Origin of the sequence: Aquisalimonas sp. (assembly GCF_007120195.1) — a bacterium.
Lineage (GTDB): Bacteria > Pseudomonadota > Gammaproteobacteria > Nitrococcales > Aquisalimonadaceae > Aquisalimonas.
In genome coordinates, this window is the sequence record NZ_SKOG01000042.1 from 12700 (window position 1) to 39050 (window position 26351).

A 26351-nucleotide genomic window follows, 5' to 3' on the forward strand; every position below is an offset into this window, starting at 1 on the left:
GGTTCGACTCCGGGCCAAGCGCTTCAGACCCGCAAATGCTTTTCGCCCCGTGAGATGCCGATCACCCCGGAACGTACGACTTCGAGAATCGTGCTGTGGCCAAGCGTCTCGATGAAGGCATCGAGCTTCTGGCTGTTTCCGGTCAACTCCACTGTGTAGACCCGCTCGGTCACGTCCAGGATCCTGCCGCGGAATATATCGCTGAGCCGCTTGATCTCCTCACGCGAGTCACCCGTGGACGCCGCCACCTTCACCAGCATCATCTCACGCTCGATGTGGCTGCCTTCGGTCATATCCATGACCTTGACGATGTCAAGCAGCTTATTAAGCTGCTTGATGATCTGCTCGATGATGCTGTCGTCACCGATCGTCACCAGGGTCATGCGCGAAAGTGTGGGGTCGTCGGTAGGCGCCACCGTCAGGCATTCGATATTGTAGCCTCGAGCAGAAAAAAGACCCGCGACCCGGGACAGAGCACCGAACTCGTTTTCGACCAGGATGGAAATAATGTGCCGCATAGATCCAGGAATCCGTCCAGCGTTCTTAACCGCAAGGCCTGAGAGCCCGCAACGGATCCATGATCGGGCCAAGGCACCCGGCGGCAATAAGATACGCATGAGAAACCGCCCATCGGAAGCAACCAACACGCGAGCCCCGCAGGCTGGCGGTCGTTCCGCTACTTCCCAAGCGGGCTAGTGAAAGGTGGCAAAATTACTGTGGATGGCCAGGAACGTCAAGGCAGTACGTTGCGGCCCAGGCCGCGCACCCAGTGCGGAACCGGCCGCGAGCGGGCCGTACGCTGAATGCCGTTATATCAGGGAGTCGATCTAACCATGAACAAACTACTCGCCGCTGCACTCGGTGCATTACTCGCCGCGCCGGCGCTCGCTGACATTTACACGTGGAAAGACGCCGACGGGCAGGTTCACTTCGGTGAGACTCCGCCGGCGGGCGTGGCCGCCGAACGGCTGGATCCCCGCCCCGGAGCCGCCTCGTCCCCCGGCGAGGCGTCAACGAGCGAAGCGGAGGTGGAGTCCGAGGGCAATAAACAGGCTGACGACGCCCAGCCGAGCGCAACCGACGCTGCGCAGCAGGACGCGGCCCTTGCGGAGGCTTGCGACAACGCCCGCCAGAATGTCGATGTCCTCTCCGACGAATCGGTGCGCCGTGTTCGCGAGGACGGCGGTGAGTCGCGGGTGCTCGAGCCGGAAGAGCGCGAAGAGCGGCTGGCCGAGGCCGAGGCGTTCATCGATGCGCACTGCTAAGCAAGCGTGGCTCGAGAGCACATGGCTCAACGGGGCGCCCCAATGGCGCCGTAGCGAGGCCCCGTTTGCGATCAGTTGCCTTAGCCCGTGGCGAGTGTGGCACCGGTCTCGCTCCTGGCGTGCCGCTAGGGTAATCTGTGCGCCCCGGCTGGCTCCGGCGCTCATCCATCCGCAACAAGGAACCTGATCTGCCGATGCGACTCTCGCGATTCCCCCTTTCGACCACCAAGGAAACCCCGGCAGACGCCGAAATCGTCAGTCACCAACTCATGCTGCGTGCGGGCATGATCCGCAAGCTCGCGGCAGGCCTCTACACGTGGATGCCGCTGGGCCTTCGGGTGCTGCGGCGGGTCGAGGCCATCGTGCGTGAGGAAATGAATCGCAGCGGCGCTGTGGAACTGCTGATGCCGGCGGTTCAACCCGGGGAACTTTGGCAAGAGACAGGCCGCTGGAGCGCGTTCGGCCCCCTGTTGCTGCGCTTTCAGGACCGCCACGAGCGCGATTTCTGCTACGGCCCCACCCATGAGGAAGTGATTACGGACCTGGTGCGGCGTGAGATCCGCAGTTACAAGCAGCTTCCGGTGAACCTCTATCAGATCCAGACCAAGTTCCGGGACGAAACCCGACCGCGTTTCGGCGTTATGCGCGCCCGGGAATTCCTGATGAAGGACGCCTATTCGTTTCATGTCAACGAGACCTCCCTGGCGGCGACCTACCAGGTCATGTACGACGCCTACAACCGGATCTTTACCCGCACCGGGCTCTCCTTCCGCGCCGTGCAGGCGGATTCCGGCGCCATCGGCGGCAGCATCTCCCATGAGTTCCACGTCCTGGCGGACTCGGGGGAAGATGCCATCGTCTTCTCCGACGGCAGCGATTACGCCGCCAACGTGGAACTCGCACCCACCCTGCCCCCGGAGTCGCCCCGCCCCGCTCCCAGTGCACAGATGGCCGTCGTCGATACCCCTGGCGTACACACCATGGGCGAGCTGGCGGCTTGCCTCGACATACCGGTGGCGCGCTGCCTCAAGACCCTGCTCGTCCGCGGCAAGGAGTCACCGGTCGTGGCACTTTTGCTGCGCGGCGACCACAGCCTCAACGAACTCAAGGCCGAGAAACACCCCGCGGTTGCCGCACCGCTGACCCTCGCCGATGAGTCCACCATTCGCGAGGTTGCGGGCTGCGGCGCCGGTTCCGTCGGCCCCGTGGGTCTGGATGTTCCATTGATTGCCGACCATGCCGCAGTGGTGATGGCGGATTTTGTCTGTGGCGCCAATCGGAGTGGTCAGCACCTCACCGGTGTGAACTGGACACGGGACCTGCCGGAGCCCCTGTCAGCGGACCTGCGTGATGCCGGGGCCGGCGACCCGAGCCCGGATGGTCGCGGCCGGCTGCGTGTCGCCCGGGGCATCGAGGTGGGTCATATTTTCCAACTCGGCACCAAGTATAGCGAGGCCATGGACGCGACCATCCTGGATGAGCACGGCGCCAGCCAGCCTGTCCACATGGGCTGCTACGGCATCGGCGTCTCGCGCATCGTGGCCGCGGCCATCGAGCAGAACCACGATGCCAATGGCATGATCTGGCCCGAGGCCATCGCCCCGTTCCAGGTCGCCGTTGTCGGCATCAACATGCAGAGATCCCCGTGCGTGCGCGAGGCCGCCGAACGTATCTACCAGGCACTGCTCGACGCCGGGATGGACGCCCTGCTGGACGATCGGGACGCCCGTCCCGGCGTCAAGTTCGCGGACATCGAACTCATCGGCATCCCCCATCGCATCGCCATTGGCGAGCGCGGGCTGGAGCGAGGCACCGTCGAGTACCGGGGGCGCAGGGACACGGAGAATCAGGACATTGGCGTCGATGATGTGGTGGAGCACGTGCGCGCCGCGATGGGGCGCTGAGGCTGGGCGCCGCGCGTCAGGGCTGGCGGCCTTGCGCTGGGCAATTGCGGCCATGCTACTGCTCTGCTTGAGCCTCGCGAACGCCGCCGCTCAGGAGCGCCAGCCGGCCAGTGCGGAGCTGCGCGAGCGGCTGATGGATGCCGTCGAGCGGTCGCAGAGTTTCGAGAATCGGTTCGTGGCCCAGGTGTGGCTCATGGATATGAGCCAACGACTCGCCCAGCGCATCCCCGACGACCAGAGGCGGCTGGATCTTCTGCGCATGGTTCACTTCGAGGCGGCGCAGGCGCAACTGGAACCTGAGCTGGTGCTCGCCGTCATCGAGGTGGAGAGTAACTTCAACCGCTTCGCCATCTCATCGGCAGGCGCCCGCGGCCTGATGCAGATCATGCCCTTCTGGCTGCATGAAATCGGCCGCCCGGACGATAACCTGTTCGACGTGCAGACAAATCTGCGTTTCGGTACCACGATCCTGCGGCACTATCTGGACAAGGAAAACGGCGGACTCACCCGCGCTCTCGCCCGTTACAATGGCAGTCTCGGCCAGACGTGGTACGCCGAACGCGTCTACAACGCCATGGAACAGCGCTGGTATCCGCATTAGCTGCCCCGCACCTGCCGACTCCCGGAGTCGCATGCTGCCGGATCCCAACAACCCGCATCCGGCGGCAATGCCAGTGGGCGGGACAGGCGGTACGGGACGTCAACCAGAGGACGCGTGATGGTCAATGTACTCATCGCAGGCTGCGGCGATCTTGGCAGCGGTGTCGGCACACGGCTCGCGGCTGCAGGACACAGGGTGTGGGGCTTGCGGCGTCAGCCGGAACGCATCCCCGAGCCCATCCGGCCACTGCGGGGCGATTTCTCACAAGCGGGTGGACTGCCGAACTTGCCCGAGGCGCTCGACACCCTCTATTTCATTGCCACGCCCGGTCGGTTCGAGGATGCGACCTACCGGCTCGCCTTCGTGGACGGCCTGCGTCACCTGCTCGCGCAGCTCGACGCCCAGCAACTCTCCCCGCGCCGGGTCATCATGGTCTCAAGTACCGCAGTCTACGGGATCACCGACGGCAGCTGGGTGGACGAGACCACGCCAACGGAGCCCGGCGGCTTTTCCGGGAAACGCCTGCTGGAGGCAGAAACCCTGCTCAGCCAAAGCCGGCACCCGGGTGTTGTCATCCGCTTCGGGGGCATCTACGGCCCGGGACGCAACCGCATGCTGCGTAAGGTCCGCAACGGCGAGCCCGTCGTGGCCGAGCCGCCCCAGTACACCAACCGCATTCACCGGGACGACTGCGTGGGCGCCTTGGTACACCTGTTCCACGTGGCCGAGCCCGCTTCGGTCTATCTGGGCGTCGACTCCCACCCATGCACCCAGGTGGAACTCGTGGACTGGCTGGCCGAGCGTCTGGGCCTACCCCGGCCGCCGCGCACGCAAGGCTCCGCCGGTGGCGTTCGCGCCAGCAATAAGCGGTGCCACAACAACCGGTTGCTCGCGAGCGGTTACGCGTTCCAGTACCCGGATTACCGGGCGGGGTACGAGGCGATGCTCGCCGCGAGCGCCCCGGATTAACTGCTCTTGTTGACCACAATCTTCGGGAAGCGGCTGCCTCGCTCTGTGGACTGCTGGGAGAGCTTCGCGCCGATGCGCCTTGCCATCTCCCGGTACGACTCCGCCGTCGGCGTGTCCGGCTCAGAGATCACCGTGGGCTTGCCGCCGTCCGCCTGCTCTCGGATATGCATGGACAGCGGCAGGGAACCAAGCAGGTCCACCTCGTACTGCTCCGCGATCCGGTTGCCGCCCCCGGACCCGAAGATGTGCTCTTCGTGGCCGCACTGGCTGCAAATGTGCGTACTCATGTTCTCCACGATGCCCAGCACTGGCACGTTCACCTTCTCGAACATGCGCAGACCCTTGCGGGCGTCCAGCAGGGCGATGTCCTGCGGTGTGGTGACAATCACCGCCCCACTCACCGGCACTTTCTGCGAGAGCGTGAGCTGGATGTCGCCGGTGCCGGGCGGCATATCCACCACCAGATAGTCCAGGTCCTGCCAGTTGGTATCCCGCAACAACTGCTCCAGCGCCTGGGTCACCATGGGACCGCGCCAGACCATTGGCGTTTCCTCGTCGATGAGAAACCCCGAGGACATGACCTGCACGCCGTAGTTCTGCAACGGCTCCAGCTTCTTGCCATCATGGGAGTCCGGTTTGCCGGCAATGCCCATCATGCGCGGCACGCTCGGGCCGTAGATATCGGCGTCGAGGACGCCCACGCGCGCCCCTTCCGTAGCCAGCGCCAGCGCCAGATTCACAGCCGTTGTCGACTTACCCACGCCGCCCTTGCCGGAGGCCACGGCGACGATGTTTTTCACGCCCTGCACCAGCGAGGTATTGCTCTGGACCATATAGGACTCGATGCGCGTCGCGATACTAACCTGGACCTCGTCGACACCCTCCAGGCCCAGCACAGTCTCCTGCACGGCCTGGCGCAGCCCCGCCTCCCAGCGCTTGGCGGGAAACCCGAGGACCAGATCGATGGCAACTTTGCTGCCGGTGATGCGAATATCCTCGATGCACCGCGCCGCAACCAGGTCCTTCCCCAGGTGCGGTTCGGTGTACTCCTGTAGCCGGGCTTGCACGTCCGTGCGGCTCAGCTCGCTCATAGCAACCTCCGACGCGCCCGCGCGGGTTTAGGCTTGCATTCCCGCGACAGGTGTTATTTGCTTGGGATCAACGCATCCGCTCAAAGACGGGAAGCTCGACTCATGATACCGCAACGTTGGCGTGTCTTGGCGATTCCATTGCTCCTGCTGACCCTCCCCGCGTGGACGCTGGCCCACCACGAGGGCCCCGCCGAGCGGCGGGAATCCCTAATCGACGCCGTGCGCGCGGGTGACATGCAGACCACCACAGAGCTCCTCGAGGCGGGGGTATGCGTGGATGCCGCAACCGCCGATGGCCAGGGTGCCGGGAAAACCGCGCTCATGTGGGCGGCTGAAGGGGGCGAGACCGCTCTTGTGGAGAAGCTCCTGAACGCCGGCGCCGGGGTCGACGCGCAGAACGCCAAGGGTGGGACCGCTCTGATGTTCGCCGCTGTCAATGGACACACAGAGATTGTAGCGATGCTGGTGGACGCCGGCGCTGACCCCAACCACACGGTTCGCCACGGGTGGAATCCCCTTTTGCTGGCGGCAGCAAAAGGGTTTGACGACACCGTGACGACACTGGTGGAACTCGGTGCGGACAAGGATACCCGCGATGTGTATGGGTGGACGCCGCTGATGCGCGCCGCGGAGCGCGGCGATCGGGAGATGGTCCGCACCCTCCTCGATCTGGGCGCGGACGCAAAGGCCAAGGATAAGGCCGGGAATTCGGTGGTCGCTATTGCCCGGCAGAGCGGCTCTGAAGATGTCATCGATCTGCTGCGCAGGGCACAGCGCGGCTAACAGCGCACGATGTTGTCGCTGAATTGGGCCATGGGCACGACTTCGGCGTCGCCGCGAATACGCGCGTCCGCCTCGCCGTTCAGGTACTCCACGGCGAGGCGGGCCTGGAACTCCTCGAAGAATCGCTGAAACAGCTCGCCGCCGAGGGTTCCCCTGACGTACAGGGCGTCCTCCGAGGCATTGTGCTCCAACAGGACCGCCGCCAGCGGCTGCTCCGCAGGCCCGGAGACGACCTCACCGCCAGCATACGGGTCATAGACGCTGTTCTCAGCGCAGCATGTGATCTTGCCGCCATGGCTCCCCTGGCCCGGTTGGCGAAAACCGATATAGCTGACCTGCCCGGTGGGGTGCGCCATCTTGTGGGCGCAGATCGCCGAAAACGCCACCAGCGTCTTCTCGGGTCCGACGCCCCCAGGCCAATCGTACGTCTCGCCGTCGCGCGTGCGCAGACCGGTTCGGGGCGCAACGCTCTGCCCCAGGTTGAGCAGGAAACACGGCGTCGCGGCATAGGGGTAGTGGAAGACATAATTGCGACCGGGCGCGACCGCCGCCGGGCGCACCGGTTCGCCGCGGTGATCGACCAGGCGGACCGTTTCGTAGTGCCGTGGGGTCGCCTCGCCGCGAGCAAAGAGCCACTGCGGGCTGAACCCCAAACACCCCACTCCCACTGCACAGGCTTTGACAAACCCTCGCCGATGCATAGGCGCCCTCCTTGAGACGGGGCCACCCCGGGCCGCGCTGTCATGGACACGGAAACGGCCCGGGCTGGTCCACGCGGGCCAATTCGCTCAGCCGCCCCCCACAACGCCGCAGGCAATGCGGTCACCCGCGCCGCCGATGGGCTGAGACGCGTGGTCATCAGGATTTTCGTGGATAACAAGGGCTGCGCCGTCGTCATCGAGTATCTCAGCCCCCACGCTGCCATCGAGACTGGCACGGTCGTTGAACATCTCGGCCTTGGCGGTGCCGTCACTGTTGACGAAGAAGTTGGGCAAATCCCCCGCGTCTGGCCCGTCCGGGTTGAGATAGCCGTGCTTGACGTCGTCCGGATTCAGATGGCCGCCGGACGCCTGGAAGCCTTCCTCGGGGTCGTCGCAGTCACCCACCGCGTGGATGTGAATTGCCTTCCAACCCTCGGGAAGATCGGTGATCTGCAGATTTATCAGCACACCGGCCGTTCCCTGTTCCAAGCTGGCATGGCCGACCACTTCGCCGTCGTTATCAACAAACTCAACGCTGGCCGCAGGGGGTAGTTCCATCTCATCCGCCTGAGCAGCGAACGGGGTTATTGCGAGCGCGCAGACGAACAGCGTGTTGTGAAGCTTCATGATGCCTCCAAGGTTGTCGTTGTCGTTGCCTCTCGAGCTAAGGATAGTCACGAGCGACGGCGAGACAACCGCCTGCCCAAGGTTTACCCGCCCAAGTGTTCGCGCAGACGTGGAATCAGGGATACGAAATTGCAAGGCTTGTGGCGGCGGTCGAGCTGTTGCTGGAGGATGCCATCCCAGGCCGTGGCGCAAGCACCCGAAGACCCGGGCAGAACGAACAGCAACGTCCCGTTGGCCACGCCACCCACTGCCCGCGACTGAATCGTGGAGCTGCCGATCTCCTGCCACGACAGATAACGGAAGAGCTCGCCGAAGCCGCTCACCTCCATATCCAGAAGGGGTTTGACCGCCTCCGGGGTGGTGTCGCGGCCGGTAATGCCCGTCCCTCCAGTCGTCAACACAACTTTCACCTGTTCCTCGGCGATCCACCGCGAGACCACAGCTCGCACCTGGTAGATGTCGTCCCGGACGATGGCCCGATCCGCGAGTGTGTGGCCGGCCGACTCGACGCGCCCCACGAGGAGTTTGCCGGACGTGTCCTCATCCTGGGTGCGACTGTCCGAGACGGTCAGCACAGCCACCGGCAACGACACGAAGCCGGTGGCATCCGCTGTCATCGCATCACTCATGACTGCTTCCTCCCTGCTGCCGCGAAGGGGCGTCCGAGGCCTCCAGCGGCACACCCTCCTGATAGCCCGTCGAACCGTCACTGTAGAAGTCTTGCTTCCACACCGGCAAGCGTTCTTTCAGCGTGTCGATGGCGTACTCGCCGGCGTGGAACGCCTCCGCACGGTGCGCGGCCCGCACGGCGACCAGGACACTGGCCTCGCCGATCTCCAGGCGGCCGATGCGGTGCATGATTCGGCATTCGGCAATGTCGAAGCGCTCCAGGGTCTCGCGCTCCAGTTCCTCGAGCACCCGCTCGGCCATCGGCTCATAGGCCGAGTAGTGCATGGACGAAACACCGCGCCCGAGGTGATGGTTCCGGACCGTGCCGCCGAAGACCACGAACGCCCCACAAGCGTCATTCTCCGTCTCCGCCAGCAAGGTATCGACGTCCAGAGGCGCCTGGGTAATCCGCTGCATCACACCACCTCCTAGCTTCTCCCACGGTGCCCGCCGCTCACCGGCGGTAACAACACCAGCGGCTGCCGCGGATCCACCGGATCCGAGCGCCGCACGAGGCTCTCCCCCTGGGCGCAGGCGACGCGCGGCAGGTGCGCGGACAGGGCTGGGACCTCCTGGCGCAGCCGTTCCAGTACCTGATCGACGGTGAGCTCATCGTCGACGATATCGACTTGCAGCGACCGCGTGCCGGCCACCTGTTGCAACACACCGTAGAACTGAATATCCAGCATCAGACCTCCCGGCAAAAGTTGGGCAGGCGTGCCTGCTCCGGCGTCAAAAGCGGCACCTCCCTGGCGCCAAAGTATGCCACAGGGACCCGTGACGCCGGGCGACGTTGTGTTATCGTGGTAGACACAGTCTAAAGCGGTGGGACGGCATGGAACTCCAAGATCTCGTCGATACGTTTGAATTCCTGGATGACTGGGAAGACCGGTACCGTCTGCTCATCGACATGGGGCGGGAACTGCCCGAATTCCCCGAGCAGGCCCGTACCGAGGCTAATCGGGTCAATGGCTGTACCAGCAATGTCTGGCTCGTCACGGAAGTCGAGAACGCCAACCCGCCACGGCTGCATTTTCGCGCCGACAGCGACGCCTTTATCGTCAAGGGGCTGGTGGCGATCCTGCTGAAGGCCTACTCGGGCCGGACACCGCAGGAAATCCTCGAAACGGACATCGAGGGTCTGTTCAACCAGCTCGGCCTCAGCAAACAGCTCACCCCCAATCGGCGCGACGGCTTCTTTGCCATGGTCAAGCGCATTCACGGGCTTGCCGGTGAGCATGCGGACAGGGCTGCCGCAAACGCCTGAGGGAACAAAACAGAACAAGGGTGCGCCTGCGGCGCGGTTTGCACCGCAGGCGCTCGACACTGTATCAACTCCTGTCCGTGGTGAGCACGATCTTGCCAGTGGCTTTGCGGCTGAGCAGGGCGTTCAGGGCCTCCCCGGCCTGCTCCAGCGGATACGACTTCCACACATGCGGCTTGAGCTTGCCTTCGGCGTGCAAGGCAAAGAGCTCCTGGAAGTTCCTGGCATTGTCCTGGGGTTGGCGGCGCACGAAATCGCCCCAGAACACGCCCACCACACTCGAGCCCTTGAGCAACGGCAGGTTGGCGGGGATCTTGGGAATAGCGCCACTGGCGAACCCGACGATCAGCAGCCGCCCGTTCCAGTTGATACAGCGCAGCGACTGCTCACAGGCCTCGCCCCCCACCGGATCGTAGATGACATCCGCGCCCTTGCCGTCGGTCAGCTCCTTGACTGTGTCTTTGAGGCTGTCCTCGGCGTAGTTCACCAACGCGTCGGCGCCGTGTTCTTTGGCCACCTGCAGCTTTTCCCCGGAGCTGGCAGCGGCGATAACGCGCGCCCCCATAGCCTTGCCCAACTCGACCGCGGCGAGGCCGACCCCGCCCGACGCCCCGAGCACCAGCAGTGTCTCTCCCGCCGCAAGCCCGGCGCGCTGTTTCAGGGCGTGGTAGGAGGTACCGTACACCATTGGGAAGCCGCCGCCGGTGACGTAGTCCATGCTGGGGGGCATGGGGAGGACGCGGTCAGCGCCGATCACCACTTCTTCGGCAAACCCGCCCCATCCGGTGAGCGAGATGACGGGATCACCCACTTTGAGGTGTTGCACGCCGGAACCCACTTCCAACACCTCGCCGGCGACTTCGGAACCCGGCGAGAATGGTAGTTCCGGCTGAATCTGGTACTTACCCCGGATGATCAGGGTATCCGGGAAGTTGACGCCGCAGGCGTGAATGCCGATGCGCACATCGCTCTCACCCACCGGGGCGCTGGCCACGGCTTCAACGACCAGGGATTCCGGCGGCCCATGTTCCTTGCAAAGCACAGCTCGCATGCTCACTCTCCTCTTGCCTCAGTCGTCCTGCACCTTGATGACCAGCTTGCCGAAGTTCTCACCCCGGAACAGCATCATCAGGTGGTTGTGGAAGTCGTCGATACCATCGACCACGTGCTCGCGCGCCTGCAGCTTGCCCGCCTTAATCCACTGGGCCATCTGCCGGGCCGCTTCGTCGTAGCGGTGGCTGTAATCGAAGACCACGAAGCCTTCCATGCGGGCCCGGTGCACCAACAACGCCATGTAGTTCCGCGGCCCCCGCAACGATTCGGCCTTGTTGTACTGGGAGATGGCACCACAGAGCACCACGCGCGCATGCAACCGAAGCCGCGCCAGGGCGCCCTCGAGGATCTCGCCGCCGACGTTGTCAAAGTACACGTCGACCCCGTGGGGGCAGGCCCGCTTGATGCCCTTGTGCACCTGCTCGGCCTTGTAGTCCACCACATCGTCGAAGCCGACCTCGCGGGCGAAATCGCACTTTGCCTGGCCACCGGCGATACCGACAGCGGTGCAGCCCTGGATCTTGGCGATCTGCCCAACGGTCGCGCCGACAGCGCCGGCGGCGCCGGAGACCAGAACCGTATCACCTTCTTTGGGATTGCCCACCTCCAGCAACCCGAAATAGGCCGTCATGCCAGGCATGCCAAGCACGCCGAGGTAACGTTCCAGCGGTGCTATGGACGGATCCACCTTGTGCACGCCGCGACCGTCGGAGACGGCATAGTGCTGGACGCCAAACGTGCCGCTGACGTAATCACCCTCGCTGAACGTGGCGCTCCGGGAGCTGACGATGCGACCGACAGCCCCGGCACGCATGACATCACCCAGTGCCACCGGCTCAATGTAGGATCGGCCCTCGTTCATCCAGCCACGCATGGCCGGATCGACGGAGAGGTACAGCACCTTGACCAGAAACTCGCCATCCTGCGGTTGCGGCAACGGAGTCTCGCTAATCTCGAAGATTTCCGGCGCCGGCTCACCGACGGGGCGCTGCACCAGCTTCACCTGGCGGTTGTTATCACGCATTTGATTTCCCTTTGCTTTCAGAACCAGTCCTCGTGCATGGCAAGACAGGTATCGTCGAGTCCTTGCAACAAGCGGCTGTGGTGGTCAATCTGCGGGAGCTCCCAACGCAGGTAATACCGCGCCGCCTGAAGCTTGCCCTGGTAAAAGGCGGTGTCGTCGGCCACGGCACCCCCCAGGGCTTGCGCAGCGACGGTGGCCTGGCGCAGCCAAAGCCAGGCAACGACGAAGCGCCCCATGAGATCCAGATAGACAGCGGCGTTCGCCAACACCGCCTCCGGGCCGTGGGTCTCGAAAGCCTCGTCCAAGGCGAGGGCGGTCGCTACCACGGTGTCCGTGGCCCGTTCGAACTCGCCGGCCAGCGGGGCGGTCGCCTCCTGCTGCTGCGCCTCCCCAATTGCAACCTCTGCCCGCGCGAGCAGGGCCTTGAACCCGGCACCCCCATGCTGGCGCATCTTGCGACCGAGCAGGTCCATGGCCTGGATGCCATTGGTGCCCTCATGAATCGGATTCAGCCGGTTATCACGGTAGAACTGCTCCACCGGGTAATCGCGGGTGTAGCCGGAGCCGCCCAGCACCTGGATGGCGAGATCATTGGCCTTGCAACCGTACTCGGCTGTCCAGGACTTCACTACGGGCGTTAGCAGATCAAGGAGCTCCTGTGCCTCGGCTCGCGCCGCCTCCCCGGGCGCGGTGCGGGTGTCGTCGAACAGCGAGGCGGCATACAGGCACAGCGCCATGCCGCCCTCGGCGTACGCCTTTTGCGCCAACAACATGCGGCGGACGTCCGCATGCTGGATGATGGGGACCTGCTTGCCTTCGCCCTTGGCGGTCACGGGGCGGCCTTGCGGGCGGTTGCGGGCGAACTCCAGGCTGTGTAGATAACCGGTGTATCCCAGCAGCGCCGCGCCCACACCGACACCAATGCGGGCCTCGTTCATCATGTGGAACATGTACGCGAGCCCCTTGTTCGGCTCACCCACCAGGTAGCCGTGACACTCGCCCTGGTCGCCGAAGTTCAGCACCGTGGACGTGGTGCCCCGGTAGCCCATCTTGTGCAGCAGGCCCGCCAGGGTGACGTCGTTGCGCTCGGCGGGCCGGCCGTCGGCGCCCAGGCGGAACTTCGGCACGATGAATAGCGAAATCCCTTTAACCCCGGCAGGCGCGCCTTCGATGCGGGCGATCACCATGTGGACGATGTTGTCGGTAATATCCTGGTCGCCACCGGAGATGTATATCTTGTTGCCGACGATCCGGTAGGAGCCGTCGTCCTGGGGAATGGCCCGGGTGCGCAGGTCCCCCAGAGACGACCCGGCATGGGGCTCGGTCAGCGCCATGGTCCCCGAGAACCGGCCATCGAGCAGCGGCGGCAGCCAGCGCGCCCTCTGCTCGTCGGTGCCGTGCGCACTCACCAGGTTCGCCGCGGCGACGGTTAGGAACGGGTAAGCCGCAGTGGAGACATTGGCGGCGAAGAAATACCCGTTGCAGGCCTGCTGGATGGTCGTGGGCAGCTGCATGCCGCCGTCTTCGGCGTCATGGTGGGCGGCTAGAAAGCCGGCGTCGGCAAACGCCCGCCAGGCGGCCTTGGTCTCCGGGATGGTCTCGGCGGCACCATTGCGGAACACGGGCTCGTTTTCATCGCCCTTGCGGTTGTGGGGTGCGAACTGTTCCTCGGCGATTTGCCGGGCCGTTTCCAGCGCGGCGTCGAAGGTCTCGCGGCTGTGCTCGGTGAAGCGCTCACGCTGTGTCAAGGCCTCCACCCCCAGCAGCTCATAGAGCTGGAAGCGCAGATCACGACTGTTGATCAGCATCTCGTTCATGTCAGGCATCCTCGTGCATGGTCTATTGTGCGGTCATGCCGCCATCGACCGTGAGCTGATGGCCATTGACGAAACTCGCGGCGTCGGAACACAACCAAAGCACCCCCTCCGCCACTTCGCCCGGCTCGCCAAGACGCCGCATAGGCGAGTTCTTCACCAATTTCTCAGCGAGGTCGGGCCGCCCGGTCAGGGAACGCTCGAACATCTCGGTGCGGATGAAGCTCGGGCACACCGCGTTGACCCGCACGCCCATGCGTCCGTACTCAACCGCGGCGGTGCGGGTCAGCCCCACAACACCGTGCTTGCTGGCGGCATAGGGACCGAGCAAGGGCATGCCCACCAGCCCAGCCGTCGACGCCAGGTTGACGATGCTGCCCTGCCCCTGGCGCACCATTTGCGGTAGCTCATGCTTCATGCAAAGCCAGACACCCCTAAGGTTGATGTCCTGGATACGGTCCCAATCCTCTTCGCCGACCTCCGCGAGGGCCTGCAGCCCGTGTTCCACGCCAGCATTGTTGACCGCGCAGTCGAGCCGTCCGTAGGCCGCCACCGTCTCCCGGACCAGGGCGCGAATGTCTGCGGCCTCACGCATGTCGGCGCGCACGAATCGGGCCTCGGCGCCGGCCTTACGCGCCACCGCGGCGACCCTCTCTCCTTCCTTCTGGAGGATGTCCGCGATCACAACGCTCGCACCCCGCGAAGCCAGGCGCTCGACGATGGCCCGTCCGATGCCGCACGCGCCGCCCGTGACCAGCACCACCTTGCCCGCGAATTGCTCACCCATGGGGCGCTCCTCAGGCCAGCAGACTGCCATCGACGTTAGGCGCCCGTGGCATAACTGGACGCATCGGACGCCAGATACAGTATGGTCCCGGCCATCTCCTCGGGCTCCGCGTGACGGTGCATGGGAATGGCCGTGATGACGCCCTTGCGCACGTCCTTTTGCTCGAACAGACTCGCTTTATTCATCGTGCTGCTCCCAGGTTGGGTTGACGGCCAGTCCTCCCGGTCGCCGGGGCCATTTCACCGCCCGCCAACGGCGGATTCCACAAAAGCGATCATGCCATCAGCGTAGTCGTCCACCGTGATCCTGCGGCGCCGGTATTTCCAGCGCTTGAGATACCACTCCTGGAGCAACGGCTTGATCAGCGCCGCGGTCAGCTCCGGATTCTCCACCCGGTACGCCCCCTGACTAATGCCCTCTTGCAGGAGCTCACTGATCAGTCGTTCCGTGCGCAGTTCGCCGGCGATGGCCCGCTCGCGCGCATCGGGATCGAAGTGTCGCGATTCCATATAGGAAAAATAGAACCAGGGCTGCAGGATCTCGGTGATGTAAACGTGGGTCCGCAACAGGTGCCGCAGCCGTTCCAGCGGCACGGTCAGGTGCTCGGGAATGCGCAAAGTGCGATTGACCACCACCTGCCCGTAACTCTGGATCATGCTCAATAGCCGATCCTTGCTCTCGATGTACGAGTACAGGGATCCCATACTGATACCCGTGGCCACGCTGAGATCCCGGACACTGGTGGCCTGAAAGCCATGCTGGTTGCTGAGTTCCAGGGTCGTGTCGAAGATGATCTGCAGTTTACGCAGCACCACGGCCTCCTTTTTGATACGGATGACAGCATGATGGCGCTCGAAGACCTCGCGCAGGAACTCATCCTGGTGGTTAGAGATCTTCCGGCGGAATGCCGGGTAGCCTTCGGTGCCGCGGGTCGTCGTCATCGGCAAGTAATCAGCTCCGAGCGCTGCGGGCGCTCCAGATGGGGCACGGCGTTAAAATCCAGCAGACTGGCGACGTCACATCGACCGAAACGCACACGGGTCAGGGAGGTATTGTAGATTGTCCAGCCAAGCCGGACAGCCGTGTAGTCATCCAGCCCCAGTACCCGGCCCGTGAGCACGCCGATCACGCCCGCCGAGGTCACCACCGCCAGACGCGCACCACGTTGATGCTCCTTCATGACCTCATCGAGCGCCGCCCGGCAGCGCTCGCGAAATGCCGCCCACGGCTCGAGCCCGTCTCCACGGGGGAGCCGCTCCTTCACCCAGGCCTCCATGGCTTGGGCGTAAAAGCGCTCGAAAACCGGCCGGTCCGAATTGAGCAGCTCGCGGTCGGGCAAGCTGTCCGGATCCTGCTGCCGCAGCCGACGCGCCCAGGCACGCAGCACCGGCTGATGCGCAAACTCGTCCAGACACGCCGACTGGCGTCCCTCCGGCGCCAGTTCGCCACTGATGAGAATATCTGCAGTACTGCGCTGCCGGTGCAACAGGCCGCAGTAGATCACGTCAAAATGCAACCCCAACTCCCGCCAGTGGTCGCGCAGATACTGAGCTTGCCGCCACCCGGTGTCGGAGAGGCGGTCCTCGTTATCACTACCAAACAACGCCTGGCCGTGGCAAATCAGGTGTATTTCGAACATGCTCTTGCGATCCCATGTCAATAATAGAGCGAGCGCTCGCTCTATTATTGACCGACTTAAGGGCCGGCGGCAACCCACACGACCCAATCTCATGGCAATGGCCGCCCCGCCCCGCGGAATCCAGCGCCCCGGAGCAGCGCCCAACGGATGGCCGAATTCACGCTCGACCAGTGACACGGTCCCGCAGGTAGACGGGCACGGCGTCACGGGGAGTCACTGTCTGCCTGCGCGCCAGACGGTGGCGTGCAAACGGCAGCAGGTCTCGGGCATCCGGCAGGGCAACCTCATCCAACGCGGCCGGCGGCCCCACCCGGGCGGCGAGTTCCTCGCCGTACACCTGCCAGCCCGTTCCCACGGCCACGGCATCATCCCAGGTTTCCGGCACCGTTAGCGCCCCCGGAGCACAGACCCGATCACGCGCAAGCGGCCGCATCAAACCACTGACTTCATCCAGACGGTAAGCTCCCCAGTACACCTCGCCCATGCGCGCGTCGAGAGCGCTCCACACACGGCGGGCGCGAGAGCGTCGATGAGCCCCCTGCGCCATCACCGCAAGCGTCGACTCACCCACCACGGGTACGCGTGTCGCCCAGGCGATGCCCTGCACGACCCCGGCGGCTATGCGCACACCCGTGAATGAACCGGGACCATGACACCAGGCCACGGCAGCGAGATTGGCGGGCATCAGCCCCAGCTCACCCATCACCTCATCCACCAGCCCCAGCAATCGAGAGGCATGTTCCCGTGGGGTCACTTGGCAACGCCATGCCAACCGATCATTCGCTTCCAGTGCCACGGAACAGGCATCGGTGGCCGTATCCAGGGCGAGAATCGGCACAGTGTGAAAGTCTGGGACCTTGGTCATGGAATGCGCGCTCCTGGGGACAAGACCATGGCGATGCGCCCGGGCTCAGTCCTTCTCTGGAAATTCGAACTCCATTTCAAGCTGGACGCCATTCGCCAACGGATCCAGCGCCGCCCAGTACGGTTTGGGGAATGCCGCATCCCGGGACAATACTCCACCCGTGGCCTCGGGGAGTCAATACGATCTGGTAAACAATAAGAACTTAAAAATTGATTGGAAACAAGAGTAGAAAGCGTAAAAACAATTCAAAAAGATCCTTATTGGATTACTTCTAACGTCACGCCTGAAACGAACGCCACGCTTGACTGAAGTGCTCAATAATGCTAGGGTTTTCGGCTCCCCAAAAACACGAGAGGTCAATTGTTGCGAGAGCCCAATCATTGGCTTACTGTGTAACGCCCGAGCCGGCCGCGCTGGTGGGTGAGGAGACGCTCCCCCTAGTGTCCTGTAACCACGCCTTGAAGCCACCGCGTCGGCCCCGAGAAAGCCCGTGCCATGCCGTTATAGGCGCCCGTGCACCGGGAAGCGCCCGGAACGGGTTGCGTCACAGCAAGACTGCGGCGCTGTGGTCGCGCCGGCTCTCCCAACGTCATAATCAGCACAGGGACCGTCACCATGAGCGTGAACGACACCAAGTCTGTCAGCTTTCGTAACCCAAGCCTCGAGGACGGCGCAGCCATCTGGCGCGTGGCAAAGGATTCCGGTGTTTTGGACCTTAATTCCGCTTTTATGTATATGCTGTTGGCGAAGGAATTCGGCGATACCTGCATCGTTGCCGAACACGCCGATGAAGTGGTCGGCTTCGTGACAGGATTTCGGCCCCCGCAACGTCCAGGCAGCATCTTCCTGTGGCAAGTGGGCGTTGACGCGAGCATGCGTGGAGAAGGCCTTGGAGTACAACTGCTGACGGCCTTTCTGCAAAGCCCCGGTGCCCGGGGGGCAACCATGCTGGAAACCACCATCGCCCCGTCCAACGAAGCGTCCCAGGCACTATTCACGGCGATCGCGCGGGACTTGGGCACCGACATCGTATCCGGCGAAGGGCTTCGCGCGGATCACTTCCCGCCGGAGGGGGATCACGAGGCCGAAGACTGGTACTACATCGGCCCATTCGACCCTGCCCGGCCCAGTCAGCTCGAGCTGTGAGGACACACCTATGACTCTCGATTACATGGACACCATCGGCCAGCACGAATCGGAGGTCCGCAGCTACATCCGCGGCTTCCCCACTACGTTCGCCAAAGCCCGCGGATCGTACATCTTCGATGCCAACGGCGTGGCGTATCTCGACTTCTTCGCTGGCGCGAGCGTGCTCAACTATGGACACAATCACCCGGAACTCAAGAAGGCCCTCATCGACTATCTCGCCGAAGACAACATCACGCACAGCCTCGACATGGCAAGCGTCGCCCGGGCGGAGTTCCTGGAGACTTTCAACCGCCTGATCCTTGAGCCGCGGAACATGCAATACAAGGTCCAACTCCCCGGCCCCACTGGCACCAACGCTGTGGAAGCGGCACTCAAGCTGGCCCGCAAGGTCAAGGGACGGGAGAAGGTGCTCGCGTTCACCAACGCCTTTCACGGCATGACGCTGGGCTCGCTGGCCGTCACCGGCAACGGCTTCAAGCGCAAGGGCGCCGGCCTGACACTCAACGGCGCCGAACACATGCCCTTCGATCATTACATGGGCCCGGGCTACAACACGCTAGACTACATCGACCGCGTGCTGGCCGACTCCGGCTCCGGTATCGACCGACCCGCCGCTGTCATCACCGAGACGGTCCAGGCGGAAGGGGGCGTGAACGTGGCCGACCTGGATTGGCTTAAGGCCCTGGAACAGCTGTGCCGCAAGTACAATATGCTGCTCATAGTCGACGACATCCAGACCGGCCTGGGTCGCTGCGGCCATTTCTTCAGCTTCGAAGAGGCCGGGATCAGCCCGGACCTCATCACCCTCTCCAAGTCCCTGAGCGGCTATGGCCTGCCGCTTGCCATCACCCTGATTAAACCGGAGTACGATATCTGGGCACCCGGCGAGCATAACGGCACATTCCGCGGCCAGAACCCGTCGTTCGTCACCGCGCGCCGGACCCTGGAACTGTTCTGGTCCGACGACACGTTCGAGCAGGACATCGCCCGCAAAGGCAAGCGCATGGCGGACTTTCTGGGCGGCCTCGTGAGCCGCTACCCCGAGGCGCGCGGCTGCTCGCGTGGTCGCGGCATGATGCAGGCGATCGAGTTTGCCCACACGCCGCTCGCCGAGAAGATCTCCGAAGTGGCCTTCCGCAACGGCCTCATTATTGAAACAGCAGGCACGGATGACCAGGTTCTGAAGCTGCTTCCGCCTTGCACCATCGAAGATGCGGACCTGGAAAAAGGTCTTGAGCTCATTGAGACGAGTCTCGTGTCGGCCATGAACGAACTCGGCATCGCGCAGGCGGACGGCGGGAGCATGCCCCGGCGCCGCGCCGGGCAGACGAATCGGTTGTCCAGCGCCGGCTGAAGGGCGTAGGCTGCGCGGTGGCGACTGGTCCATTGGGGGTTATGTTCGTCTTCATTGAAGCGAATAGGGGCGATCGGTCGCTACGCGAGCCTGTTGCGCCAATACTCATGACACCAAGGGAGAATACCGAATGAAAATTGTCAGAATCGAAGACATCCGGGGCACCGAGCGCGAAGTTCAGGGCGAAGGCTGGACCAGCTACCGTTTACTACTCAAAAAAGACGGTATGGGTTTTTCCTACCATGAAACCATCATCCCCGCCGGAGCGGAACTTCACCTGTGGTACAAAAACCACCTGGAGGCGGTCTACTGTGTCGCGGGTAACGGCAGCATCGAGGACCTCGCAACCGGCGAAGTCCACGAGATCTACGATGGCGTGCTCTATGCGCTGGACAAGAATGATCGCCACATCCTGCGCGGGGGCACAGAGGACATGCGCCTGATCTGCACCTTCAACCCCCCTGTCTCTGGCCGCGAGACCCATGACGCGGAGGGCTCCTACAATCTTGTCGAAGAATAACGAGTGCTGCGCGACGGCGCGGGCGCAGCGCGAGCATGCACAAAGGCGGACGCATTCGCGTCCGCCGTCTCCATCCCCGCCACGTCACCTTGACATCAGCCCCTGGAAACCTCAAGCCCCCTAGTGTCCGACAGTTTCTTCAGCAATGACGAGGTGACGCAGCTCATCCGGGAACTCAGCCAGCTGTGCAACGATGCCGGTTGAAGGGCGAGGGGGTGTGCAGCACCTGAGCCCTAACGACCGGCGCCGTGGTTCAATGTCCTGCAGTGCTCCGCATGGGGTTACATTGACTGCCCATTGACATTCCAATTATTGGAAGGTCTATGTTGCTGCGCAGACGCGACGATGGGAGAGTCCACACATGGCAAGCAATAACGCGCCGGCGACGGTCACACTCAGCATCGCTGGGATGAACTGCGGCTCCTGTGTGAGCCGAGTCGAGGGTGCGCTGCGCAGTGTCCCTGGGGTGCTGGAGGCGGCGGCCAACCTCGCAACGCAAAAAGTGACGTTTCGCGTGCTGGCGGATAGTGTGCGGACAACGGACCTCGTCGACGCCCTGGCGCGCGCCGGCTACCAGGGCGCACCGTTAGACGATACCAGCGAACCGGCCGAGGGGGACGACACCGCCCAAGCGCAGGAGATCCGCCGCCTCAAACACGGGGTTGGCATTGCCGCCGCGCTCACGGCGCCGATTGTCGTCCTGGACATGAGCGGACACTTTATTCCAGCCATGCACCATCTGCTGCAGCAGACCATCGGCCAGCAGAACCTGTTCTACCTCTTCTTCGTCCTCGCCAGCATGGTGCAGTTCGGTCCGGGCCTGCGCTTCTACCGGCACGGCTGGCCGGCGCTGGTACGCGGTCGCCCGGATATGAACTCCCTGGTGATGCTGGGGACCAGCGCGGCATGGGGCTACTCGGTGGTCGCGACCTTCCTGCCGCAGGTGCTGCCGGCCGGTACCGCCCACGTCTACTTTGAGGCCTCGGCGGTGATCATTACCCTGATCCTGGTTGGCCGCTACCTGGAGGCCATCGCCAAGGGCCGCACCGGCGAGGCCATCAAACGCCTGCTGAGCCTCCAGGCAAAGACGGCCCGGGTGGCGCGCGATGGCGAGGAGCGCGAGATCGCGGTGGACGAGGTCGTCGTCGGCGACATTGTCATCGTCCGGCCCGGGGAGCAGATCCCGGTGGATGGTGTGCTGGTCGACGGCAGCTCCTATGTCGATGAATCCATGGTCACCGGTGAGCCCGTCCCCGTACAAAAGGTGCACGGCGGCGAGGTCATCGGCGGCACCATCAACAAGACCGGCAGCCTGACGTTCCGGGCCACAAAAGTCGGCGCCGACACCCTGCTCGCGCAGATCGTGCGCATGGTCGAGCAGGCCCAGGGCTCCAAGCTCCCCATACAGGCCCTGGTGGACCGGTTCACCAATTATTTCGTTCCCGTGGTGATCGCAATCGCTGTGCTCACCTTCGGTATCTGGCTGCTGGCCGGGCCCGCGCCCGCGCTGACCTTTGCGCTGGTGAACGCGGTGGCGGTGCTGATCATCGCCTGCCCCTGCGCCATGGGGCTCGCGACGCCGACCTCCATCATGGTCGGCACCGGCAAGGCGGCGGAGATGGGGGTGCTGTTTCGCAAAGGAGAAGCGCTTCAGCTGTTACGCAATGCCGAGGTTGTTGCCCTGGACAAGACGGGCACGCTGACCCTTGGGCGCCCCGAGTTGACGGAGCTGGAAGTCATCGCCGGCCTGGATGAAACCCAGGTGCTTGGATTGATTGCCTCGGCCGAGCACCGCTCGGAGCACCCCATCGCGCAGGCCATCGTCAACGGCGCCAGGGCGCGGGGCGCGGTGCTCTACCCCAGCGAGGCCTTCGACGCCCGCCCCGGGCTGGGCATCAGGGCACGAATCGGGGAGCACACCGTCCAGGTGGGCTCGGGTCGTTACATGGGCGAACTGGGCCTGAGCCTGGAGGCCTTCGCCGGCGTGTCTACGCGGCTCGCCGACGAGAGCAAGACACTGCTGTACGCCGCGGTTGACGGGCGGCTGGCGGCCCTCGCCGCGGTGGCGGACCCGATCAAGGCATCGACCTCCGCGGCCGTCGCGGCCCTGCGTGCCGAAGGCCTGCGAGTGACAATGATCACTGGAGACAATCAGCGCACGGCTCAGGCGATCGCGCGGCAGCTCGGTATCGATGAGGTGGTGGCGGAAGTGCTGCCGGCCGGCAAGGTGGACGCGGTCCGAGACCTGCAACGGACAGGCGCCAGGGTAGCGTTCGTCGGTGATGGCATCAACGATGCCCCGGCGCTGGCACAGGCCGACGTGGGGCTGGCCCTCGGCACCGGCACCGGCACCGACATTGCCATCGAGTCGGCGGATGTGGTGCTGATGTCCGGGGACCTGCGCAATGTCCCCAACGCCATCGCGCTGTCCAAGGCGACGATCCGCAATATCAAACAAAACCTGTTCTGGGCGTTTGCCTACAACACCAGCCTGATCCCCGTGGCTGCGGGGGTGCTTTACCCGGCTCTGGGGATTCTGCTCTCGCCGATCTTCGCGGCAGTGGCCATGGCGGCGTCGAGCGTCTGCGTGCTCACCAACGCGCTGCGGCTCAAGCGCTTCGAGCCCCCCATATCGATCGAGGCCGAAGCAGACAAGACACGAACCGGGGACGTCGCCCATGCGGCATAATGCGTCCGTGGAGACTGGCAACGGGAGGCAGCGATGAACATCGGCGAAGCCGCGCTTGCATCCGGAGTCAACGCCAAGATGATCCGTTACTACGAGAGCACCGGGTTGGTGCCGGCGGCGCGCCGCAGCGTCAACGGCTATCGCGTGTATTCCAGCGCCGATGTGCATACCCTGCGGTTCGTCAAACGGGCACGGGATCTGGGATTTTCGATGGCCCAAATCGACCAGCTTCTGCAGCTGTGGCAGGATCCGCATCGCTCCAGTGCCGAAGTGAAGCGGGTTGCGTCAGAGCACATCACCGAGCTGCAGCAGAAAATCTCAGAGCTGGAATCCATGAAGCGCACGCTGGAGCACCTGGCTCAACACTGTCACGGTGACCAGCGCCCCGAGTGCCCGATCATTGAAGATCTCGCCGGGCGAGAGTAGCGGCGCAAGGCCGTCCATGATGCCGGTCACGGTGCCTGCAACCGATCCGCGAGCCATGTTCGCATCGGCTGCAGGCACGTTCGCTCATCCGCTACTGCTGGCAAGCCGAGGACCGGGGCCACGGGCCCACTGGCCGTCCCCGCGATGTCCCGCAACCCGTCACGCCGCCGCGGTGTGCTCCTCGACAAAGTGCTGGAGCACCAGCTTCAGCTTCGCGGCATGCGCGTGGTCTCCCCGCTCACGGGCATTGACCATGTCGTCGATGATCATGCGTTTGATCCGCCTCTCTCCTTCTGGCGTTTGCACGAGATACCAGCCTAGTTCCACCGCTGCCATTTGCGGAATGTGCTCATGCTCAGCGATCGCCTCGATTTCATCTTCAGTCAGATCCGACAAGGCGATGCAGTCCTCCATCGTTAACATGATGCGTGTCTCCTCACAGTATCCACCAGTGCGTCACGTGGCGTCATAATGTCGGTGATGTCGATCCCAGAACACCACTGCCCGCTGGCAATCCCCACAGTCGCTGCTGTCTTGCAGGGACAAACGGGTGTTGAATCTCCATCGTGTGCCTGTCACCAGTCGATCGCATTGATCCACGTCATGATGTGATCCACATCACAGTAACGGCTTTCGCTGATCTGCTAACCCGCCTCCCTTCCAGGGGGGTTCATGTTAACGACACATTGTGGCGAGGCCGTGACATGCCGGTTTCAACGACGATCACGAAAAACCAAGCATATCGCCTGCCAACTTCAAAAAATGCTTGTGTTACTGGAACTTGGTAAAAAGCGCTCACTTCAGGCCGCCGTTGGCAGCGCCGAAGCGCACCATCGCGGGGCTTAATGGCAGGCAGTCGCACCCATGCGGTGCAAAGCGCTGCCTTGAGCACCGCGAGCGTCTTCCAGACACCGCCGTACCGAGAGCGCCGCACGCCCCGCCGGCATTGGGGCCCATCCTCCCAGGCATGACGCCCTCTCGGGCGGGGCTCATGGCCGCTCGCCGGCCGCACCGACTCCCGGGCGCGCGTTCTGACAACCGCCGCGGCCCGCACCTTGCCTGTGAAGAGAAAAGGCCGCCATCGCGAGCACGGCCATGATTGCAACGCAACCGACAGCGTATCGGCAGTTCTAATTTTGCGGATCTTCCGTTGGCGCTGGCTCCCGTCCGTCACTCCCGCGGTGGGTGCGTGGTGGAGTCCTGCCATGGCACCGGGTCTGATCGAAGGGCGTAGGGTGCACTAGCGCCGGCGTAATGCACCGTCAAACAAACCGCGCCGCAGGCGCACAGGCGCAGCTTGAGTTGCGCGCCTGCGGCGCCATGTCATCGACGGCGGATTACGCTACGCTAACTGACTACGGGTAAGGCGTGCAGCCATGCCATGGCACTGGGCCCGATCGAAGGGCGTAATGCCCCATTATCGGCTGCGCGCCGACACCCGTGAGGCTCTGGCTTCAGCGGCAAAATTGGAATTGCTGACAGCGTATCTATTCATTCTGACATGCCCCCAAGGATTGTGAGCGCGCCACTGCGCCGTCGTTTGCTCGAGTTCGCAAACTCCGGTAGTCCAGGCCGATGCGCGGAGTCACAATGGAGACTCGTTACTGCAACTGCGAAGGGCGATATCCAGTGGCACTTCTTCCCGGCCCTGCGTGCGCAACCGCGCGGGTAGATCGCTACGCGACGCGTCAACCTGCCCGGGGTGACATCTCATCTTGGCTGACCCAGGCTTTGGCAGGGAAGCAATGCGACTGAGATGGTTGGCGGCCACACACCCATTGCTGGCAGCGGTAATCCTCCAGGCGCTGGCCATCCCGCTGGCCCTGGGGCTTGCACTCGTCGTCGGGGTCACGCCCTGGGCAGACTTTCGCCTGACGGCGGAAGCCCTGCTCATGGCCGTGGTGGCGACCGCGCCGCTGCTGGTCGGCTTCTGGGCGGCCGGTCATGTCCGGGCGCAGTGGTTCTGGGAATTGGAGGCGCTGATACGCCCCACACTCAGGGCGCTGTTCGGCGACCGGAGACGGGGCGCAGTGGCGCTGGTGTCCGTGCTCGCGGGGTTCGGCGAGGAACTCCTCTTCCGTGGCGTATTACAAGCCTGGCTGTCGGAGCTGATTGGCCCCTGGATCGGCGTGGCTATTGCTGCGGTGGTGTTTGGGCTCATGCACTTCCTGTCGTGGACCTACTTCGCCGTGGCGACCGGCCTTGGCCTGTACCTGGGCGCGTTATACGAACTCACGGGCAACCTGCTGGTCGTCTGCCTGGTCCACGCGCTCTACGACTGGGTCGCCATCCGGTACCTGCTCGCCAGCAGGCTTTCCTGAGGCAACCGCGCTATTCTCATACGATTGACACTGCATGCAGGAGCGGTCAATGCACCACTCAGGGTCTGCTGTCAAGGCGCACGCTCCGCGCGAGCGTGCGGTGCGCTTTTGCGCCGAGTTTGGACTGGAGCTGCCAATCCTACTGGCGCCAATGGCAGGCGCATGCCCGCCAGGCCTCTCCGCCGCGCTGGCAAACGCCGGCAGTATGGGCGCGATGGGTGCGCTCTTGAGCTCTCCGCAGGGCATCCGCGAGTGGGTGGATGCGTTTCGTCGCCACAGTCGGGGGCCGTTTCAGCTCAATGTCTGGATTCCGGACCCTCCCCCGTACCGTGATGCAAAGGCAGAGGCGCAGATGCGGCGCTTCCTCGCATCCTGGGGACCAGAGGTTCCCTCATCGGCCAGTGACGTCGAGCTGCCGGATTTCAATGCGCAGTGCGAGGCCTTCCTGGACGTCAAGCCACCGGTGGTGTCCTCGATCATGGGGTTGTACCCCCCGGCCTTTGTCGCGCGACTCAAACAACAGGGCGGGCGCTGGTTTGCGACCGCCACGACGCTTGCCGAAGCGAAACAGGCCCAGGCCGCCGGCGCCGATGCAATTATTGCCCAGGGGGTCGAGGCAGGCGGGCATCGGGGCTCGTTTGACCCCGCAGCGGGCGAGCGGCATTCGGTGGGACTCATGTCCCTGGTACCGCGCCTTGCCGACCGGCTGGACATCCCGATCATCGCAGCCGGGGGCATGGGAGACGGTCGAGGCGTCGCCGCCGCGCTCACGCTCGGGGCCAGCGCGGCCATGCTGGGAACGGCCTTTCTGCGCTGTCCGGAAGCGAGCGTGCACC

At 64.0% G+C, this 26351-nt stretch carries 29 protein-coding genes; 13 read left to right on the plus strand and 16 right to left on the minus strand.

Annotated features, from left to right (window positions below; genetic code table 11):
* Nucleotides 1–23: 23 nt before the first annotated feature.
* On the minus strand, nt 24–518 hold the full coding sequence (gene ilvN, locus QZT63_RS03470) for an acetolactate synthase small subunit (RefSeq protein WP_290648621.1): 495 nt from the start codon (nt 516–518) through the stop codon (nt 24–26).
* A 315-nt stretch (nt 519–833) separates the two neighbouring features.
* Here ilvN and QZT63_RS03475 point away from each other — a divergent pair, with 315 nt between their 5' ends.
* The 4 genes from QZT63_RS03475 to QZT63_RS03490 all read left to right on the plus strand — a co-directional run bounded on the left by QZT63_RS03475 (nt 834) and on the right by QZT63_RS03490 (nt 4739).
* Nucleotides 834–1265 carry a DUF4124 domain-containing protein gene (locus QZT63_RS03475; RefSeq protein ID WP_290648622.1) on the plus strand — a complete coding sequence of 144 codons (432 nt, stop codon included), beginning with the start codon at nt 834–836 and terminating at the stop codon, nt 1263–1265.
* A 194-nt stretch (nt 1266–1459) separates the two neighbouring features.
* Nucleotides 1460–3169, plus strand: a complete 1710-nt coding sequence (locus QZT63_RS03480) for a proline--tRNA ligase (protein WP_290648623.1) — start codon at nt 1460–1462, stop codon at nt 3167–3169.
* Nucleotides 3170–3200: 31 nt separating this feature from the next.
* The gene (locus tag QZT63_RS03485; RefSeq protein ID WP_290648625.1) at nt 3201–3770 is read left to right on the plus strand and encodes a lytic transglycosylase domain-containing protein; all 570 of its coding nucleotides are present in this window, start codon (nt 3201–3203) and stop codon (nt 3768–3770) included.
* A 117-nt stretch (nt 3771–3887) separates the two neighbouring features.
* Complete coding sequence (locus QZT63_RS03490; protein WP_290648626.1) at nt 3888–4739, plus strand: SDR family oxidoreductase; 852 nt, start codon at nt 3888–3890, stop codon at nt 4737–4739.
* Here the strand turns inward: QZT63_RS03490 and apbC are convergent.
* Entirely contained in the window at nt 4736–5830 is a 1095-nt protein-coding gene (apbC, locus tag QZT63_RS03495) for an iron-sulfur cluster carrier protein ApbC (RefSeq protein ID WP_290648628.1), read from the minus strand. The genes QZT63_RS03490 and apbC overlap by 4 nt on opposite strands.
* A 102-nt stretch (nt 5831–5932) precedes the next feature.
* Between apbC and QZT63_RS03500 the strand changes: the two genes are divergently transcribed.
* Nucleotides 5933–6613 (plus strand): ankyrin repeat domain-containing protein, encoded by a 681-nt coding sequence (locus QZT63_RS03500; protein ID WP_290648630.1) that lies wholly within the window; start codon nt 5933–5935, stop codon nt 6611–6613.
* Here the strand turns inward: QZT63_RS03500 and QZT63_RS03505 are convergent.
* The 5 genes from QZT63_RS03505 to QZT63_RS03525 form a co-directional block, all read right to left on the minus strand.
* Nucleotides 6610–7314 (minus strand): twin-arginine translocation signal domain-containing protein, encoded by a 705-nt coding sequence (locus QZT63_RS03505; RefSeq protein ID WP_366635789.1) that lies wholly within the window; start codon nt 7312–7314, stop codon nt 6610–6612. The two genes, QZT63_RS03500 and QZT63_RS03505, sit on opposite strands and share 4 nt — an antisense overlap.
* 87 nt (nt 7315–7401) lie before the next feature.
* A complete protein-coding gene (locus tag QZT63_RS03510; RefSeq protein ID WP_290648634.1) occupies nt 7402–7941 on the minus strand; it encodes a superoxide dismutase family protein in 540 nt (179 codons plus the stop codon).
* Between the two features lie 83 nt (nt 7942–8024).
* Nucleotides 8025–8570: a molybdenum cofactor biosynthesis protein B gene (moaB, locus tag QZT63_RS03515; RefSeq protein ID WP_290648636.1), complete on the minus strand. Its 546-nt coding sequence runs from the start codon at nt 8568–8570 to the stop codon at nt 8025–8027.
* Nucleotides 8563–9027 carry a molybdenum cofactor biosynthesis protein MoaE gene (locus tag QZT63_RS03520; RefSeq protein WP_290648638.1) on the minus strand — a complete coding sequence of 155 codons (465 nt, stop codon included), beginning with the start codon at nt 9025–9027 and terminating at the stop codon, nt 8563–8565. Before QZT63_RS03520 ends, moaB begins: the two co-directional genes overlap by 8 nt.
* A gap of 11 nt (nt 9028–9038) precedes the next feature.
* A complete protein-coding gene (locus QZT63_RS03525; RefSeq protein ID WP_290648639.1) occupies nt 9039–9299 on the minus strand; it encodes a MoaD/ThiS family protein in 261 nt (86 codons plus the stop codon).
* Between the two features lie 146 nt (nt 9300–9445).
* On the opposite strand from QZT63_RS03525, the gene QZT63_RS03530 reads away from it, so the two are divergent.
* Nucleotides 9446–9877: a SufE family protein gene (locus QZT63_RS03530; protein ID WP_290648640.1), complete on the plus strand. Its 432-nt coding sequence runs from the start codon at nt 9446–9448 to the stop codon at nt 9875–9877.
* Nucleotides 9878–9941: 64 nt separating this feature from the next.
* Here the strand turns inward: QZT63_RS03530 and QZT63_RS03535 are convergent, their stop codons facing one another.
* The 8 genes from QZT63_RS03535 to tsaB all read right to left on the minus strand — a co-directional run bounded on the left by QZT63_RS03535 (nt 9942) and on the right by tsaB (nt 17056).
* Complete coding sequence (locus QZT63_RS03535; RefSeq protein WP_290648642.1) at nt 9942–10925, minus strand: NADPH:quinone oxidoreductase family protein; 984 nt, start codon at nt 10923–10925, stop codon at nt 9942–9944.
* Between the two features lie 18 nt (nt 10926–10943).
* Nucleotides 10944–11951 carry an NADP-dependent oxidoreductase gene (locus QZT63_RS03540; protein WP_290648644.1) on the minus strand — a complete coding sequence of 336 codons (1008 nt, stop codon included), beginning with the start codon at nt 11949–11951 and terminating at the stop codon, nt 10944–10946.
* Nucleotides 11952–11968: 17 nt separating this feature from the next.
* Entirely contained in the window at nt 11969–13768 is a 1800-nt protein-coding gene (locus QZT63_RS03545) for an acyl-CoA dehydrogenase (RefSeq protein WP_290648645.1), read from the minus strand.
* Nucleotides 13769–13790: 22 nt separating this feature from the next.
* A complete protein-coding gene (locus QZT63_RS03550) occupies nt 13791–14552 on the minus strand; it encodes a glucose 1-dehydrogenase (protein ID WP_290648649.1) in 762 nt (253 codons plus the stop codon).
* 35 nt (nt 14553–14587) lie between these two features.
* Nucleotides 14588–14737, minus strand: a complete 150-nt coding sequence (locus QZT63_RS03555) for an SDR family oxidoreductase (protein WP_290648651.1) — start codon at nt 14735–14737, stop codon at nt 14588–14590.
* Nucleotides 14738–14791: 54 nt separating this feature from the next.
* Nucleotides 14792–15493, minus strand: a complete 702-nt coding sequence (locus QZT63_RS03560; protein ID WP_290648652.1) for a TetR/AcrR family transcriptional regulator — start codon at nt 15491–15493, stop codon at nt 14792–14794.
* Nucleotides 15490–16191: a histidine phosphatase family protein gene (locus tag QZT63_RS03565; protein ID WP_290648653.1), complete on the minus strand. Its 702-nt coding sequence runs from the start codon at nt 16189–16191 to the stop codon at nt 15490–15492. The genes QZT63_RS03560 and QZT63_RS03565 overlap by 4 nt, the downstream gene beginning before the upstream one ends.
* A 157-nt stretch (nt 16192–16348) precedes the next feature.
* Nucleotides 16349–17056: a tRNA (adenosine(37)-N6)-threonylcarbamoyltransferase complex dimerization subunit type 1 TsaB gene (gene tsaB / locus QZT63_RS03570; protein WP_290648654.1), complete on the minus strand. Its 708-nt coding sequence runs from the start codon at nt 17054–17056 to the stop codon at nt 16349–16351.
* A gap of 615 nt (nt 17057–17671) precedes the next feature.
* On the opposite strand from tsaB, the gene ectA reads away from it, so the two are divergent.
* The 5 genes from ectA (at nt 17672) to cueR (ending at nt 23194) form a co-directional block, all read left to right on the plus strand.
* Nucleotides 17672–18202, plus strand: coding sequence for a diaminobutyrate acetyltransferase (ectA, locus tag QZT63_RS03575; RefSeq protein ID WP_290648655.1), 531 nt, complete (start codon nt 17672–17674; stop codon nt 18200–18202).
* A 10-nt stretch (nt 18203–18212) separates the two neighbouring features.
* Entirely contained in the window at nt 18213–19559 is a 1347-nt protein-coding gene (ectB, locus tag QZT63_RS03580) for a diaminobutyrate--2-oxoglutarate transaminase (RefSeq protein ID WP_290648656.1), read from the plus strand.
* A gap of 130 nt (nt 19560–19689) precedes the next feature.
* Nucleotides 19690–20079 (plus strand): ectoine synthase, encoded by a 390-nt coding sequence (locus QZT63_RS03585; RefSeq protein WP_290648658.1) that lies wholly within the window; start codon nt 19690–19692, stop codon nt 20077–20079.
* 361 nt (nt 20080–20440) lie between these two features.
* Nucleotides 20441–22768: a heavy metal translocating P-type ATPase gene (locus QZT63_RS03590; RefSeq protein ID WP_290648661.1), complete on the plus strand. Its 2328-nt coding sequence runs from the start codon at nt 20441–20443 to the stop codon at nt 22766–22768.
* 33 nt (nt 22769–22801) lie between these two features.
* On the plus strand, nt 22802–23194 hold the full coding sequence (cueR, locus tag QZT63_RS03595; protein ID WP_290648662.1) for a Cu(I)-responsive transcriptional regulator: 393 nt from the start codon (nt 22802–22804) through the stop codon (nt 23192–23194).
* A gap of 159 nt (nt 23195–23353) precedes the next feature.
* On the opposite strand, the gene QZT63_RS03600 is transcribed toward cueR, so the two are convergent.
* Entirely contained in the window at nt 23354–23617 is a 264-nt protein-coding gene (locus tag QZT63_RS03600; RefSeq protein ID WP_290648664.1) for a hypothetical protein, read from the minus strand.
* A 1322-nt stretch (nt 23618–24939) separates the two neighbouring features.
* Here QZT63_RS03600 and QZT63_RS03605 point away from each other — a divergent pair.
* Both QZT63_RS03605 and QZT63_RS03610 read left to right on the plus strand, forming a co-directional pair.
* A complete protein-coding gene (locus QZT63_RS03605; protein ID WP_290648665.1) occupies nt 24940–25515 on the plus strand; it encodes a CPBP family intramembrane glutamic endopeptidase in 576 nt (191 codons plus the stop codon).
* Nucleotides 25516–25564: 49 nt separating this feature from the next.
* Nucleotides 25565–26351: nitronate monooxygenase (locus tag QZT63_RS03610; protein WP_290648667.1), on the plus strand; the 787-nt coding region annotated here is incomplete at its 3' end.